At 58.2% G+C, this 16,230-nt stretch carries 13 protein-coding genes; 7 read left to right on the top strand and 6 right to left on the bottom strand.

The window, feature by feature from the left end; all coding sequences use genetic code 11:
• Positions 1-35 precede the first annotated feature (35 nt).
• Positions 36-593, top strand: a complete 558-nt coding sequence (locus PG871_RS02270; protein WP_270725555.1) for a TetR/AcrR family transcriptional regulator — start codon at positions 36-38, stop codon at positions 591-593.
• On the opposite strand, the gene PG871_RS02265 is transcribed toward PG871_RS02270, so the two are convergent.
• Together PG871_RS02265 and PG871_RS02260 are read right to left on the bottom strand one after the other, a co-directional pair.
• Complete coding sequence (locus PG871_RS02265) at positions 587-3,997, bottom strand: translocation/assembly module TamB domain-containing protein (protein WP_270725553.1); 3,411 nt, start codon at positions 3,995-3,997, stop codon at positions 587-589. The genes PG871_RS02270 and PG871_RS02265 overlap by 7 nt on opposite strands.
• Positions 3,997-5,823, bottom strand: a complete 1,827-nt coding sequence (locus PG871_RS02260) for an autotransporter assembly complex protein TamA (protein WP_270725551.1) — start codon at positions 5,821-5,823, stop codon at positions 3,997-3,999. The genes PG871_RS02265 and PG871_RS02260 overlap by 1 nt, the downstream gene beginning before the upstream one ends.
• Positions 5,824-6,008: 185 nt before the next feature.
• Here PG871_RS02260 and PG871_RS02255 point away from each other — a divergent pair, with 185 nt between their 5' ends.
• The 6 genes from PG871_RS02255 to PG871_RS02230 all read left to right on the top strand — a co-directional run bounded on the left by PG871_RS02255 (position 6,009) and on the right by PG871_RS02230 (position 12,670).
• Positions 6,009-6,755, top strand: a complete 747-nt coding sequence (locus PG871_RS02255; protein WP_270725549.1) for a lysophospholipid acyltransferase family protein — start codon at positions 6,009-6,011, stop codon at positions 6,753-6,755.
• Positions 6,756-6,840: 85 nt separating this feature from the next.
• The gene (locus PG871_RS02250) at positions 6,841-7,659 is read left to right on the top strand and encodes a flagellar motor protein MotB (protein ID WP_270725546.1); all 819 of its coding nucleotides are present in this window, start codon (positions 6,841-6,843) and stop codon (positions 7,657-7,659) included.
• 91 nt (positions 7,660-7,750) lie between these two features.
• Complete coding sequence (locus PG871_RS02245) at positions 7,751-9,058, top strand: flagellar hook protein FlgE (RefSeq protein ID WP_270725544.1); 1,308 nt, start codon at positions 7,751-7,753, stop codon at positions 9,056-9,058.
• Positions 9,059-9,098: 40 nt separating this feature from the next.
• Positions 9,099-10,547, top strand: coding sequence for a flagellar hook-associated protein FlgK (flgK, locus tag PG871_RS02240; protein ID WP_270725542.1), 1,449 nt, complete (start codon positions 9,099-9,101; stop codon positions 10,545-10,547).
• A gap of 3 nt (positions 10,548-10,550) precedes the next feature.
• Positions 10,551-11,561, top strand: a complete 1,011-nt coding sequence (locus tag PG871_RS02235; RefSeq protein WP_270725540.1) for a flagellin — start codon at positions 10,551-10,553, stop codon at positions 11,559-11,561.
• Positions 11,558-12,670: a flagellar basal body P-ring protein FlgI gene (locus tag PG871_RS02230; protein WP_270725538.1), complete on the top strand. Its 1,113-nt coding sequence runs from the start codon at positions 11,558-11,560 to the stop codon at positions 12,668-12,670. Before PG871_RS02235 ends, PG871_RS02230 begins: the two co-directional genes overlap by 4 nt.
• A gap of 287 nt (positions 12,671-12,957) precedes the next feature.
• Here the strand turns inward: PG871_RS02230 and fliP are convergent, their stop codons facing one another.
• From fliP to fliF, 4 genes are read right to left on the bottom strand one after another with little or no spacing between them, the layout of a single operon-like run.
• Positions 12,958-13,695, bottom strand: a complete 738-nt coding sequence (gene fliP / locus PG871_RS02225) for a flagellar type III secretion system pore protein FliP (protein WP_270725536.1) — start codon at positions 13,693-13,695, stop codon at positions 12,958-12,960.
• Positions 13,692-13,973, bottom strand: a complete 282-nt coding sequence (locus PG871_RS02220) for a FliM/FliN family flagellar motor C-terminal domain-containing protein (protein WP_270725534.1) — start codon at positions 13,971-13,973, stop codon at positions 13,692-13,694. Before PG871_RS02220 ends, fliP begins: the two co-directional genes overlap by 4 nt.
• The gene (locus tag PG871_RS02215) at positions 13,966-14,562 is read right to left on the bottom strand and encodes a FliH/SctL family protein (protein ID WP_270725532.1); all 597 of its coding nucleotides are present in this window, start codon (positions 14,560-14,562) and stop codon (positions 13,966-13,968) included. The genes PG871_RS02220 and PG871_RS02215 overlap by 8 nt, the downstream gene beginning before the upstream one ends.
• Entirely contained in the window at positions 14,559-16,208 is a 1,650-nt protein-coding gene (gene fliF, locus PG871_RS02210) for a flagellar basal-body MS-ring/collar protein FliF (RefSeq protein ID WP_270725530.1), read from the bottom strand. Before fliF ends, PG871_RS02215 begins: the two co-directional genes overlap by 4 nt.
• Positions 16,209-16,230 lie beyond the last annotated feature (22 nt).

Here is a 16,230-nt window from a genome sequence, read left to right as displayed (position 1 = left end):
GTTCAATGGTGTAACGCACGGGGATATTTTGCAGAATGCGCGACAAGATTCTTGAGGCCACGGCGGCGATGCTGGTGGAACACGGCACGCAGGCCTCAATGGCGCGAATAGCCAGTCGTGCCGGGGTCGCAACGGGCTCGCTTTATAACCACTTTGAAAACAAGGATGTTCTTATCCGCGCGGTGTACGACAATTTGGCGCGCGTGGTCGAAGAAAACCTTGTGGTCGGAGATGTTCCCGAAACGGATGCGCCAGACAGACTGGCACGTTACATCGACAATCAGATCAGCTTTTTCTGGGCGGAACCGCAGCAGGCCAGCCTGTTTGAATACCTGTCCAACGTACCGCTTTTGCCAGCCGAAGAAGTGTTGAGCAGCTTTGAACGCACGTCGAAGTTTATCCGCGATCTGTTGATTGAGTTGCAGGCCGATGGCTGGTTGATTGAGGGCGACGTCAGCGTCATGGGGGGCTTTATCGGCGGCGCAATCCGCAACACGCTGAAATGGCAGCGCACCTTAGGCGCGGAATTGACCGACGCAAAGCGCGACCAATTGCGTGAGATGTGTCTGAAAGCGTTGCGCCGCGATCAATAGTCGCGCTGATAAAAGATCCCAATGCCGGTTTCGCTCTCGGAGTTGACGCGGCCTTTGATGGTGATCTTGTCGTTGAGGTCGAGATTCAGATCGATGCTGCTTTTGCCTTCGCTGTCGACGCCAATTTCTGTGTAGAGATTTTCGCTCAGATAGCCCCCTGTGGTCAGCCCAACGCCGCCGCCGTTCTCGACGTTGAGGCTGAAGAGACCGCCACCACCGCCGCCACCGGACATCGACGCCACAGCGCGGGCCAGTTGAATCGCCTGAATCGGAGAAATGTTGGCGATGTCGCGACCGAACAACAGTTGCGACAGAACCTCGTCCTCCGGCAATTCCGGATCCGAAGTCAGTTCAATATCTGGGTCTTCCAGAAACCCGTCAACGATCAAACGGATCGTGGCTTCGGACTGTTCCGATATTGCGACGATGCGCACTGTGGGCACAAATCCTCCGGCCAAGGCAACGCGGCCTTCCTCAAGCTCGAGCGTCTTGCCGACAAAGCTCATCCGGCCGCGGATCAGGTCCAGCCCTCCTTCGGGCACGATGTTCGCGGTCGTGCCCCCCAGGGTCAGCCCACCATCAAAATCGGCGTTCAGGCCAAGACCGGACACATTGATCCGCTCTCCGGTGCGAACATTGATATCCAGACCAAAGGGCCGGCCGCCGCCGCCGCGCTGGCTGTCCTTTTTGATCACACCGGCGCGGGTTCTTGTCATCAAAGAATCGCCGGATTCTCCGATGTGCACGATGTCGGGGATACTGCCGACACCGCCCAGCGCGCCGGCGCTGATGCGGATATCGGTTTTTCCCAACACCAAATCACCGGAAATTTGGCCGCCGCCCGTCAAAGGGCCGGATAGGGCGATGGTGCCATCAACCGAAGTTTCCAGAAGCCGGCCTTGTTGGTGAGTGATGTTTATGAGCTGGACCGGCAGGTTGGCGTTAAACGGCGCGGTCAGGCCAACGGTGCCATTCACCGCAATTTGACCACCTCCGGAATATGTCGTGGTAAAGTCCACCGCCGCTGTGGACTCGCGCAGAGTGACGGTGCCGCCGATGTCGTTGAAAGCCATTCGCAATTCAGGCATCGCCATACGCGCGCCGCCGATTGAGACTGTGCCGGTAAGGTTTTTCGGGTCAAGCGCGCCGTTGAGGGCCATGTCGAGTTGCGCAGTGCCTTGAATGGAATTGGGCGACAGCGCGCGATTGGCGACGGCCAGCGGTAAGGAGCCCGTCAGCTTCACAGCATTTTTGTTACCCTGAAGATCCACCGTGCCAGCCCCATTCAAAGTGGAATCAAACGGTCCGGTGGCATCAAGCGCGACTTGCCAAAGGGGTCCATCCTGCTCCGCCGACCCGGAAACGCGAGCGCGGCCCGGCAAGGTGGGAAGGAAGGTTTCAACGCGCGCGATTTCGAGATCAAAGTCCGCCTTGCCCCCGCCGCCCTGAGGCAGAGTGGCGAGAACGGTAACCGATGTGTCCGCAGGGCCAGTTGCGGCGGCATCAATGCTCCAATCGCCGTCCTCCATCTGCGCACGACCGCGCAGCGATGCGGGCCCGGCGATATCCGGCACCACCAAGGCGACGTCCGTGAGTTTGGCAAAAAAGCTGAGATCACCGGCGGCGCTGGACAGAGCGCCCTGTGCGCCCACGTCAATGGCGTCGCTCTTGGCCGTAAAATCGCGCAGGGTCAGCCCGTCAAAGTCGCGCGCGGCGGAAACGGTGACCGTGGCTTCGCCTTTGATTAGGGCATCAATCTGAGGCTCGCCGAGGGCGAGATCGCGGCTGCGCACAAAGGCTTGACCGTCAAACGCGCGGTCCAACGTGGCGAATTTGCCTGACACCTCAGCCAACACTTCGCCGGACACATCACGACCAGCCAGAGCCGCAAACCGGGTTGCATCCGGCACCAGAAGGCGGGCTTTGCCGTCAACAGCAAGGGAGTTTGACAAACCGCTGAGGGTTGCGTTGCCCCGCGCCACAAGACCGCCGGACAGCAGCTCAAATGCCGAGACTTCGAGAGCCGCGCCTTCGTTCCAAATCAGGTTGGCTGACAGCGTGCCATCGGAGCCGACGGCCTCGGCAAGGCCCGCGTCTTCCATGCGCAATCCGGCCATGTTCAGCAGCAGATCAGCGGAAACCTTGCGGGGGGCATCCCGATTAATCAGACCGTGGCCGGAAATGCCAAGCTTGGTCAGACCGATTGCGGGCGCATCCAGACCGGAAAGGGTACCGTCCAAGGTCCAGCGATCACCTTTGTCTGCGTCAAAACTGGCGGTCAGGTTCGCCTGATTCAGCTGAATCGGGTCGCCCGCCACTGGCAGCAGCATCGGCGTGCCGTCAGGATCGCGCATCCGCAGGTTCAGGCCGAACTGGCTGGGCATGCCCGTGGCCGCCAACTCCAGATCGCCAGTCAGGTTCAATGCGGCTGTCCAAAGCGAAAGGTTTTCGAGAGTCACGCGACCGTCCGGGAACAGACGGGCAAAAGTGGTCAGGCCGATGTCACTGCCAAAGAAACGGCGGAATTCATCATCAAAAAGCGGCGCGATGTCGCCGCGCAGGTCGGCCTGCACTGTGCGCACCAAAGCCTCGGTGTCGGTCTGGTCCGGTTCCGCAGACAGAACGACCTGCCCCTTCAATCGATCCTGACCATCGCTGGCAAGGCGAATGTCTGCGGTGAAATCGTCAATCGGGCCTGCGCCAAGCGTGGTCAATTCGATCGCAGGCGCTCCGGGGATGCCTGCGAGTGTGGTGACAATACCGCCAGATGCCTCGGAGGCGTTCAAATCCAGTCGCAGGTCGCGCGTGGTGTTGGAGTAGGCCGCATCAATCAGGAAATGTCCGGACGCGCCATCAAGCCGCGTGGCATTCAACAGCACCTCTCCATCCCCACCCGCAAGGATCAGACGCGCTTGAAGCGAGAGCGCCAGCGACTCGCCCAACACAGCCTCACCAAGTTCGATCCGCGTCGCAGAAAGATCGGCGATGTTGATGCTGACCGGCAGTTCAGGCAGGGCAAACGGCGTAGCTTCGGCCTTGGGTGCTTCGGGGTCAGCGGTGGTTGTTGGAATACGGGTCAGGACGATCTTGTCGGCTTTGAGCTGATTGACGTCGAAGTTGCCCGCCAAAACCGCAAGCCGGTTCCAGTTGAGCGTGACGCCCGACAACGTGAGCCAGATGCCGGTGTCGTCAGAAATGCGCAACTCTTGGAGCGTGGCCTGTGAACTGAGCGCACCGCGCAGGCCAATGACCTCAACCTCCCGTCCCGTGCCGGACAGTTGGTTTTCGATAAAGGTTGCTAGCCGGCCTTTGTCTTCTTCGCTGGCTTCAGGCACTTCTGTGGCGGTTTGCGCCATAAGCGAAATGGGCAGCAGGGCCAAAAGGAGGAGAACAATCCAGCGCATCAGAATGCGTGCCCTATGCCAATATAAAGTTGGGGACCACCAGATGTGTCGCCTGAAACCGGCAAGCCAAGGTCAACGCGCAACGGCCCGAAACCGGTGTTGTAGCGCGCGCCAAGTCCAGCACCCGCGTGCCAATTGCCCGCGCCGGTGATGTTAGAGCTCTCGCCGACAAAACCCGCGTCATAAAAGGCCACGGCGGAAATCGTCTCGCTGACGCGCACTCGCATCTCTCCGGACAGGCCAAGAAAGGAGAGGCCCCCACTGTCGATCCCGCCAACCGACACAAAGTTGGATTGATAGGGCTGACCACGCACGGTGCCGCCGCCGCCGGAAAAGAACAGCAGATCGGGCGGTGTTTCACGGATGGTTGGGCCTATGATTGACCCAACTTGCAAACGACCCGCAAAAATCACCTGATTGTCAGAACCAACGCCGCGATAGCCGCGCAGGTCACCCGTCAGCATCAAGCCGTTGGTGGCATCCGAATAACCGAGGTACGGAAAGGCGGTTGCGCTGAGGAAGTAGCCGCGTGTCGGGTCGACGATGTCGTCACGCGCGTCGTATTTCATCCGAACCGGCAGGCCATAGATCGAAAAATGTCGGGTGCCGAAGTTGTCGTCGACTTCCGAGATGGCAAAGGCCAGTCCAATCTCGGTCTCAAACCTCTCCGAATGCACGCGGCGCAAAGACACAGAGGAGCCTACCTGACGCAGCCAATAAAGCGGTTCATCTTCTTGTTTGATTTCAAAGCCAACCGTCAATTCAGTGTTGGGGTCAAAAGTAGCCGGGCGGGTATACAGTGTGCCAATGCGAAAACCCATGCCGCCACTTTGTGCGCCAATGTTTTCGATGGACGCGTCAAAACGCAAATTCTCGGCACCGCCAAGCAGATTGCGGTGCAGCCAGAATGCCGACAGGCTGAGGCCATCACGGCTTTCGAGTTCGGCGCCAAATCCGATGCGCCGTTTTTTGTCATCCACCAGTGTCAGGTGCATGTCCAAAGAGCCGTCCGGATTTGGAGTTTCGCCTTCGCGCAAATCAACCGCCCGAAATGTGCCCGTGCGTCGAAGTCGGGAGGCCACGCGGCGGGCTTCTTCGGGGCTAAACTTCTCTCCGGTTGGCAAATCGGCGATGCGTCGTACACGACTGTCCCGCACATCAGAACCGCCTTCGTAAATCAGCGTGCCAAAGCTCAGTTCCGGTCCTGGGTCGACGTCGACCTTTGCATCCAGCTCCGCGGCGCGATGATCTGCGGTAACGGACTGACCTGCGATCTGCGCCTTGGCGTGGCCTTGCGCGCGCCAGCCATCCACCGCAGACTTGGCGGCATCCTCGATCGCGGACACCGACGCCGGCTGACCACTTTGGAACGATTCGGGCAGCTGCGTTTCTGCGGCCAGCGGCGCGATCTGCGCTGTACCAAAAAGGAATTGTGGTCCGGTGGCGATGTTCACTTCTACCTGTCGAACCGAGGTGATATTGGCAAATGGCGAAATCTCGGCGGCCTCTCGGCCATCTACGCGGATTCGGATTGCCGGGCCAAAATAGCCGGCCTCGTAAAGAATGCCGATCAGGCGCCGATAGTCGGCCTGCGCGGCCGCAACGATGTCCTGACCGTCAGTTAAGTTTTCGGCTTGCGCCTGAAAGACCAGAGAGCCGGCCGACAGACTGTCCTGAAGAGGGCTGTCTTGGGCAATGCCTGTTAGTTTGACCTCAAAAGCCAAAGCCGGAGAGGTGGCGAATATCGCAGCACAGCAGAGCGAAAGGACTGGAAGCAGACGACGTGTGCGCGAAGAATTCCGGTTCTCACATGCCCGCCCTGTCATTCGCCAAAAACCTTCCCGCTGCGTTCTGTTTGATCGTGCCACGCAGTCAACGCAAATACCATCGAAATTCACCCTAGCCGTTGCGCGTGTGATTGATCATAACAAGGGCAACGGGCCTATTTAGCGTACACACAGAACCGGTGCGCCGCGAGGTTCAGGGATCCTGCGCAGACATGGAGTGTGAAATGTCCCCAAAAGCACCTGTGCCTCCTGCCCCGCCGCGGTTTGTGGATTACCTGCGCACGGCTGCGTTTTACGGCGTCTCAATTGCGCTAGCCGTGCCGTTTTTGCTGATCTATCCGCTGATACTGCTGCCGGAACGCACGGTCTTTCGCATTTGTGCACTGTATTTGAGACTTCAGAGCGGCGCGGTGCGATATCTTTGCGGCATTCGCTATCGGATCACCGGGTTGGAAAACCTGCCGGACGGGCCGGTTCTGATTGCGTCCCAGCACGAAAGCACGTGGGAAACGCTGCATTTTCAGTATTTGCTGAACCGGCCGGTGATGTACGCAAAAGAAGAGATCTTCTCATTTCCGGTCTTTGGGCCATTAACACGGAAATTGGGCCATATTCCGGTGGCGCGGGCCGGTGGTGGCGACGCCTTGCGCGAAGGGTTCCGCAATGGGGCCGACACCGTGGCCGCTGGCCGCAACCTGTTGATTTTTCCATCGGGAACACGGCGCACGGACGGGACCGACGCGCTGCAAACCGGGGTTGGCGTCCTTTATCAATTGGCCAAGGCGCCTCTGGTGCCCGTACGGGTTGCATCCGGTCATTGCTGGCCTTCGGGCACAGCATTGAAGTTTCCGGGCACAATCGAAGTGGAGGTGTTGCCGCCCATCCCAGAGGGGTTGCCAAGGACCGAGGTTATGCAGCAATTGCGCACCGCCTTGGAACAGCCATCCGCGCCCTCTGAAAAAGAAGGTTAATTGTCTGCGGAAAATTGGCTGTCATTAAGGCTGGAGTAATGCCTCGACTCTAAATGTGGCCCTGCACGTGCAAGCAGGTTCTCAGATGGCAGACAATTCCAACAGGCCAATCATCATCAAACGCAAGAAGGTTATCGCCGGAGGCGGTCACCATGGCGGCGCGTGGAAAATCGCTTATGCAGACTTTGTAACGGCGATGATGGCGTTTTTCCTTTTAATGTGGCTGATCAACGCCACATCCGAAGAACAACGTCTCGGACTCGCGGAATACTTCAGCCCCACGATCCCGCTGAACCGAATCGCCGGCGGCGGCAGCCACATGTTCGGCGGCAAAAACGTCACCGAAGAGCAGATCCTGTCCCGCTCTGGTCGGGGCGGCCTGCCAACCCAACTCGCGGGCACCCCCGGAACCGAAAAGTCCGATGATACGGCGTTCCGCGTCAGTGAAAAATTCGTCGAGATCCAAGATTATCTGGTCGGCGGCGGCGGCGAGAGCTTTCTGAAGGACAACATCAAAAAGCACGTGGTCACGCGGTTGACGGACGAGGGTCTGGTGATCGAGCTCTTTGCCGCAGAAGACGAGCCGCTGTTTGTGGAAGGCACCGCCATACCCATGCCGATTACGGGTGATCTTGTTGAAATCATTGCAATAGCTTCGCACATGGTGACCAGTGGTATCGCGATCAAGGGCCACGTGCGATCCGAGCCCATCGTCCAACGCGAATCAAAAGTTTGGGATACTTCGACCGACCGCGCGCAGGCTGTGCGCGGTATGCTGCAAACTTATGGTGTGCTCCCGCATCGGTTACACCGTGTGGTCGGAAATGCTGACCGTGAATTGGTGTCAAACATGCCCCGGGATGTCCGCAACAACCGGATCGAGATCATCCTGCTGCGCGATTAGGAGTTTAAACCGGTAAGATTTTATCCGTTAGCAGGCTGTTAATCGCGTTTGCCTATCACCAATCCTAACGGTTACAGCAGAAAGGCGTATCATGTCACTTTCATCCTCGCTCAACGCGGGCGTCGCAGGCCTCGCGGCGAACTCAACAAAACTCAGTGCTATTTCAGACAACATTGCGAACTCGGGCACCTATGGGTATCGCCGAGCTTCAACCGATTTTCATTCTATGGTGACCGGCAACGGCGGTGGATCCTATTCCGCAGGTGGCGTGAAGGCGACGACAAACCGCCTGATCACCGAAGGTGGATCTCTGGTGTCGACCTCCAACCCGACAGACCTGGCGTTGAACGGCCGTGGTTTCCTGCCGGTGGCGTCCTCAACCGAGATCAACGCCAATGTGAACAACCCGACCATGATGCTGACCAGCACCGGATCGTTCCTGCCTGATGCGCAGGGATACCTTGTGTCGGACACGGGCCTGACCTTGTTGGGCTGGCCTGCGAATGCGGATGGCACGATCCCGTCTTATCCGCGAACTTCCTCTGATTCCCTAGAACCTGTGCGCTTGTCGACCACGTCTCTGGTGGGCTCTCCGACAACCAATCTGGAACTTGGGGTCAACCTGCCTGCGATTGATACTGAGGACGGCGCACCCGGTACGCCACACACAATGAGCGTCGAATATTTCGGCAACCTCGGGTTCTCTGAAACCTTGGATATCTCTTTCACGCCTGTGGTAGCCGCGGCCGGTGCTCCGGCGACGAACCAATGGACCATGGTTGTCACCGACAGCGCCTCTGGCGGCGCGGTCGTCGGTGAGTATAACCTAACCTTTGATGACAGCCGTACCGATGGCGGCGCTTTGGCTGCTGTAACCACGGTATCGGGTGGCGCGTATGATCCTCTCACTGGCAGTTCGATTCTGACTGTGGCTGGCGGACCGCTTGAACTTAACATCGGCGAAATTGGCGGCACCGGTGGCCTGACCCAGCTTGGGTATGATTTTGCGCCACTCACGATCAACAAGGACGGCTCGGCCGTCGGCACCATGACGTCGGTCGAAATTGATGCAAACGGGATGGTGCACGCCTACTATAGCACCGGCATCACCAAAACGATTGCTCAGGTACCTCTGGTGGACATGGCCAACCCGAACGGCATGACCGCGCTGAACTACGGCACCTATGTGCCCACCAACGAAAGCGGGTCTTTCTATCTGTGGGACGCTGGCACAGGACCAACCGGTGAAGTTGTTTCTTATGCGCGCGAAGCTTCTGCCACGGATGTGGCGCAAGAGCTGACCGATCTGATCCAGACCCAGCGGGCTTATAGCTCGAGCGCAAAGATCATCCAGACCGTGGATGAGATGTTGCAGGAAACCACCAACATCAAACGCTGATAAAAACTGACGCGGCTGAATTTTAAGTAGGAGCCAAGATATGAGTCTTACAGGAGCCCTGACAAACGCCATGTCCGGCCTTTCGGCCGCGTCCAGAAATGCGCAAGTCACATCCAACAATATCGCCAACGCTATGACGCGCGGGTATTCTGTGCGCAGCCTGTCATTGGGCACCAACGCACAGACCGGCGGCGTTCTGATCAACGGGGTGACCCGTCATTCGGATCCTGTTTTGTTGGCGGAGCGGCGGACTGCCGATGCGGTGGCCGGCCAAGCCAGCGTAAACAACACCTTTTTTACGCGTCTCGAAACGCTGGTCGGAACACCCGATCAAAGCACCAGCCTGTCCGGCAAATTTTCGGCATTTGAAGCCGCGCTAATCTCGGCAACAGGCGGACCCGAAAGTGACGGACGCCTGCAAAGCGTGGCAGATAGAGCCAGCGAGTTGGTGCAGGGAATCAATGCATCGGCCGACGGCATCAAAGACATGCGCGAGCAGGCCGATTCGGAAATCGGAAAGATGGTGGATGGTCTGAACGGACTGCTGTCGCAAACCGAAACCCTGAACAAAAAGATCTCCCAGGCTGCGGTGCAAGGCAAAGACACCGCAACCTTGGTGGACCAGCGCCAGCAGGTGATCGACCAGATCAATGAAATTGTGCCGGTGCGCATCATGGAGCGCGACAACGGTGGCGTGGCGCTTTATTCCTCAAACGGTGCAACGCTTTTGGACGGCAAAGCCTTCGAAATCGAGTTCACACCGACACCAACGATCATGCCGCATATGACTCAGGGCAATGGACTATTGTCTGGTCTGAGCATCGATGGCCAAGCTCTCAGTACCGATCCGGACCGTGGACCCTTGGCTGGCGGCAAACTGTCAGCTCAGTTTCAAGTTCGCGACGAACATGCCGTGACCGCACAGGCCGAATTGGACGCCATCGCCCGCGACCTTGTGGATCGTTTTCAGAACAGTGGCGCAGACCCGACCCTTGCGCCGGGCGACCCCGGCCTCTTTACGGATGGCGGCGCAGCCTTTGATCCAACCAATGAAGTTGGCCTGTCCGGTCGACTGGACATCAATGGGTTGGTATCGCCCGACGGAGCCGGAGAATATTGGCGTCTGCGTGACGGGATGGGCGCGGCGGCGCCAGGTGATGTGGGTGACAACAGCTTGCTGACCAATCTGGTGGATGCGGTACAAACTTCCACTGTACCGGGATCCGGCGCATTGGGGTCCAAGGCCGTCAGCATGTCCGAAATGTTCGGAAACCTGCATTCATCCTACACAACGAACCGTGTCACCAGCGACTCAGCTCTGACTTTTGCCGCCGCGCAACAGGACACTCTTGTGTCTATGGAGCTGGCACAGGGCGTCGACACAGACACCGAAATGCAAAACCTAATGCTCATCGAACAGGCCTATGCCGCGAATGCGAAAATCATTCAGGCTGTGGACGACATGATGGACACGTTATTGAGGATCTAAACCATGTCAATTGCGGGATTTGGAACGTTGGCTCAGCATCTGGCGATGCAACGCCAAATGACCTCGGTCAAAGATGACTTCAACCGGCTTGGCCAAGAGCTGGCGTCGGGTCTGAAATCGGACATCGGGTCATCGGTTGGGGGCGACTTTCGTGCGTTAAATGATATCGAGCGTCAGTTGACAGTTCTGGACAGCTATGACCAGTCAACGCTGGACGCGAAGCTGTTCACAGGTGCGATGCAGACCACTTTGGACCGCTTGCATTCGATGTCCTCCAATCTGAGCGAGTCGTTGATCACCACAGCCAGCAGCGGGACTGGCGGTTCAGCCACCACTGTCAGCGATCTGGCTATGCAGGATTTTGAGACGATGGTCGCCGCGCTGAACGGTCGTTCGGGTGACAAGTCAATGTTTGCCGGGGCTGCCACGGACGGGGCCGCCACCATTTCTGCAACTGATATGATGACCCATCTGTCCGCCGCTGTGGCCGGGTCGGCCACCGTTAACGACGTCATTACCGCGATCGACGATTGGTTCATGGCACCAGGTGGTGGGTTCGAAACTGTGGGCTACCTTGGATCGGCAAACCAGCTTTCCCCATTTCAGCTAAGCGAAACCGAAAGCACTTCTGTTCAGATTAAAGCTGACAACGCGGAGATCCGCCAACTGTTGCGCGACACCGCCATTGCCGCCATCGCCAATGACCCTGGTCTTGGCCTAAATAACACCGACAAGCTTGAGCTGTTGGACACGGCGGGCAAAGCGATGTTGGCCAATCAGGATGCAATCATCCAGACGCGGGCCAACCTTGGCTACTCCGAAGAGCGTATCGAAATTGCGGCCGCCGGCAACGCTGCCTCTCGCGCCAGCTTCTCGATGGCCAAGAACGATATTGTGACCGTCGACACCACAGAAGTGGCCGGCCAATACCAAGCTGTGCAGGTTCAGTTGGAGATGGTTTACACCATCACTGCGCGGCTCAACAGCATGTCCCTTATGGATTATATGAGATGAAACTTCTCCTGAAAGTCGCTCAAGTATTGAGCGCGCTGATCCTTTTGCCTTCACTGGTTTTGGCGAATGAAATTCGCATCAAGGATCTGGTTAACTTTGACGGTGTGCGTGACAACGATCTTGTCGGCTACGGTCTGGTTGTGGGCCTGAACGGCACAGGCGACAGCCTGCGCAACGCGCCCTACACCGAAGAAATCATGTCCAACATTCTGGAACGCTTGGGCGTGAACGTGACGGGCGAACAGCTGCGGCCCAAAAACGTGGCTGCGGTGTTTGTCACCGCCACGCTGCCGCCGTTTTCACGGGCTGGCGGGCAAATCGACGTGACCGTGTCCGCGATTGGTGACGCCAAAAGCCTGTTGGGCGGCACGCTGGTGATGACGCCGCTGAACGCCGCAGACGGCGAAATCTACGCTGTGGCACAGGGCACAATTATTGCAGGCGGCATTTCTGCACAGGGCGATGGCGGCGGCGTGGTACAAGGTGTTCCAACCGCTGGTGTGATACCGTCTGGCGCACGCGTCGAGCGCGAGATCGAGTTTGATTTCACCTCGTTGACGAGCATGCGCTTGGCGCTTCGTGAACCCGATTTCACCACTGCGGGACGGATCGAAAACGCGATCAACCGCACCTTTGGCCGTCAGGTTGCTTTGATGACGGATGCCGGCACGGTAGAGGTCGATATTCAACGCACAGGTCAGCCAACCGCTGCGCATGCGCTTGGTCAAATCGAGAACATTCTGGTCGCGCCGGAACGCAAAGCACGGGTGGTGGTCGATCAACGGTCCGGCACTATCGTCATGGGTGAGGACGTGCGGATTTCGCGGGTCGCCGTGTCGCAGGGCAACCTGACACTGCGCATTCAAGAACAGCCCTTGGTAGTGCAGCCCAACCCATTTGCGAACGGTCAAACAGTGGTGGTGCCGCGCACCGATGCCGAAATCGACAAGGGCGAAGGCACAGGCCTGGCGGAAGTTGCGGGCGGCACGTCCTTGTCTGAAGTAATTGCCGGGCTGAACGCGCTTGGCGTGGCACCGCATGACATGATCGACATCCTCAAATCCATCAAAGCGGCCGGCGCGCTACATGCGGAGTTTGTCGTACGTTAAATGCGCGGGAAGTCTGACGTCTGGGGAGTTGTCAGACGGGCGGGGCCAGAGATGGCTCCGCCCTTTTTGTTTGTCGAAATGGTCAGAGATCCCCTTTGACTGACCTTTTGTCGGCCGCGACACTTTTTGCTCGACATAAGGACCGGCAGCCGCGTCTGAGAGACACTCTGAGCACATCTGGCACCCCCTCCTAGTCAGGGAACCGCACGCCCAACTGCTGGCGCCAACAACAAAAAGCGGCCCCAGTAGGGCCGCTTTGACAAATGCGATACTGTAAGAATCGGTCGTTACAGGTAACTGCGCACCAATGCGCCTGCGATCAGGCTCCAGCCATCAGCCAGCACAAAGAAGCTGAGCTTGAACGGCAACGACACGATAGCGGGGGGCACCATCATCATACCCATCGACATCAGAACCGCGGCAACAACGAGGTCAATGATCAGGAACGGCAGGAAGATCAAAAAGCCGATCTGAAACGCGCGCGCCATTTCTGACAGCATGAAGCTTGGCACCAGCACCGACAACGGCGCATCCGGTCCCGGTAGGGTGGCAGCCGCGTCAGGACGCAGCGCGGCCAACGCCAGATAGGTGTCCGGATCCATGCGGTTGGACATGAACATGCGGAACGGCTCTACCGTGCGTTCAAAAGCGAGCTCGGCGCTGATTTCTTCGGCCAGCAAAGGCGTTACGCCCTCAGACCAAGCCGCGAGAAAAACCGGTTCCATCACAAAGTACGTAAGGAACATGGCCAGCGACACCAGCAACATGTTGGGTGGCGACGCTTGCAGACCCAAGCCTTGTCGCAGGATGGAAAGCACCGTGATGAGAAAGGGGAAACAGGTCACCATGATCGCGATGCCCGGTGCCAGAGACAGCACAGTGAGCAACAGGAAAAGCTGAATGCTGCGCGAGGTCAGAGAGCCCTCAAGACTGGACGCGAGCGAGGTGTCCTGGGCCATCGCCGGATCGACCGCAAGGCCGAAAACCAAGATTGTGGCGACGGCCAGTATGGCCGCCCGTCTCATCCCAGACCGGCCTGCATGTCCGCAAGTTCAGTCAGGCGCACGGCCAATTGACCTTCTTGGGCACCTTCGACCTCTTCAAGCTGACCACGACCGATCATCTTGTCGCCAATATAGAGCTCAACCGGGTCATCCACACGACGATCCAGTTGCAAAACCGAGTTCTGACCAAGTTTCAACAGATCAGATATCGCAGGGCGGGCTTTGCCCACGGAGATGGTGATTTCCACCGGAACCGATGTAAACGGGTTGCTTGCATCGGGTTTCATTGCGTCAGCCATTCTGGGCCTCCTTGCGGGTTTCATGCGTGAACGCAGCAAAGGCCTGTTCGACGGCGCCAAGCACCTCCGACAGGTCGATTTCGCGCTCACGCGTGTCAAATTCAAATTGGGCCTGGCCAGAGGCCAAGTCGGGATCGGTTGTCAGCGCCACCGGGAATTGCAGGTCCTGAGGCAACATCGCGGCGACCGTTTCGTGATCGTCAGGAGAGGTCACAAGCTTCACTTTTGTGGCGCCGTGCGTCTCGATAATCTGACGCAACTCCTCAACCACGACGGCGCCGACGGATTTGCGGGCGATTTCCGGCAACACGGTCATGATCGCCTTTTCCACCATCGGCGCGATGTCGCTAAGCACGGCTTCGTGGGCTTCGTGATAGGTGAACGACAGATCCTGAAGGTTGGACGCCAGAGCGTCGCTGATTGACTTTTGCGCATCTTCACGCGCTTTGGTGCCGTCTTCCCACCCCGCTTTGTAGCCGGTTTCGTAGCTGTCCAGCAGCGACTCTTCGGTCGCAGTTTCAGGCGTGGCGGATTTGGCTGCGATCTCTGCGCTGTGGCCAAAATCTTCTAGCAAATGCGAAATGCTCATCCGGATTTCTCCTGCCGACCGTCCTCAAGCCAACTGCGCAGGATTTCTACGGTTTCTTCCTGCCGATCGCTGATCAGAGAGCGCAAGCGTTCCACCGCATCGCCTTCGGGCGAGTCCAAACCGCCGGGCGCGGGCAAGCCGCCCATTTCGCCGCCGTCAAACGCGGGCGCCATTGGGAACCCGACATCGCCCATGGCCGGCAGATCGCCGCCCATCCCGGGCAAGGCCGCAAAGTCACCACCACCGTCCAGTGGGGGCAACATCGCCGGTCCGCTATCATCCAGCGCCGAGCCGTCAGTGCTGCCGCCTTGCGACGCAAGCAGTGGCCGCACCACAAACATACCAAGACCCAAAGCCACCAAACCCAGAATCACCATTTGGATGATCGACATAACATCAAGGTGCATGCCGCTGAGCATCGAGCTTTCTGCTGCTGTACCCATCGGGTTGGCGGGTTGGAAATTCATGGATTTCAGAGTGATCACGTCACCCCGCGCCTCGTCGAAGCCGACCGCTGAGGCCACAAGTTCCCGCATGCCCTCGAGCTCGGCATCGGGGCGCGGCTCGATCACCTGATTCCCGGCATCATCAAGCTGTGGCGTTCCGTTGATCAAAACGGCCACCGTCAGGCGCCGAATGCTGCCGGGTTGGCGTACCACTTCGCGCTGGGTTTCCGACACTTCGTAATTCACCCGCTCGCGGGTCTCACGATTTTGGTTTGAAGACCCAGAGGTGTCGTTGGCATCGCCGTCCGGCAAATTGGAGGCAACGGTCACCTGACCTTCGGAGTTTTGAGAATCGGTGCTGCGTTCTTCTGTTTCTGTACTGATCGCGACCCGGCTGGAGGGATCAAAGATGCGCTCAACGATGGATTCGGACTCGGTCACGGTATCAATGCTGACTTCGACCACCGCATTCCCTGCTCCAACGCGCGCTTCGAGCAAACGTTGCACAGAGGCCCGCATAGAATCGGCCCGATCCTCGCCGTTTGAGCTTTTGGTTTCTTCCAGCGCACCGATAAGGCCACCGTTGCCATCAATCACCGAGACATCCTCAGGGGACAGACCCGCAACTGCTGAGGCGACCAGGAACCGTAAGGCCTGCGCATTTTTCTGGGGAAGAACACCACCGGTTGCCGTGACCGTCACACTTGCAGTTGATTTAACGGTGCGTTGAAACGGGTTGGATCCGGCATTGGCAATGTGGACGCGCGCTTTGCTGATCTGCGGGCTGCCAACGATGGTGCGCGCCAATTCGCCTTCTTTTGCGCGCCAGTACGCCGCGTCAAACATTTGTGACGTCGTTCCAAAGCCGGAAAGCGAATCGAGAAGCTCATATCCCTGAGTCGTATTGGCCGGCAGACCTTCGCTTGCCAGCGTCATCCGCAGCTCGTCCCGCTGTCCGCCAGGCACGAAAATTGAGCCGCCGCGGACCTCGAAAGGCACGCCACGCTGCTCAAGGGAGCGCACGACATCACCGGCGGAGCTACTCTCTAACCCACTGTAAAGAAGCGTAAGTTTCGGTTGGCTCGCAATTTTTGCCAGCATCATAACAGCCGCAAAAACGGCCACGGTTGCACCGATGATGAAGACCTTGCGGCGTATATCAAAACCCGACCAAGTGTTTAGAATTTGTGTCACGTTCATTCTCCGACAGACCGGATCTTCT

This window comes from Shimia sp. Alg240-R146, from assembly GCF_947331465.1.
Taxonomy (GTDB): Bacteria; Pseudomonadota; Alphaproteobacteria; order Rhodobacterales; family Rhodobacteraceae; genus Shimia.
The sequence above is the reverse complement of the archived record's forward strand: the minus strand, read 5'-3'. Positions and strand labels throughout refer to the sequence as shown.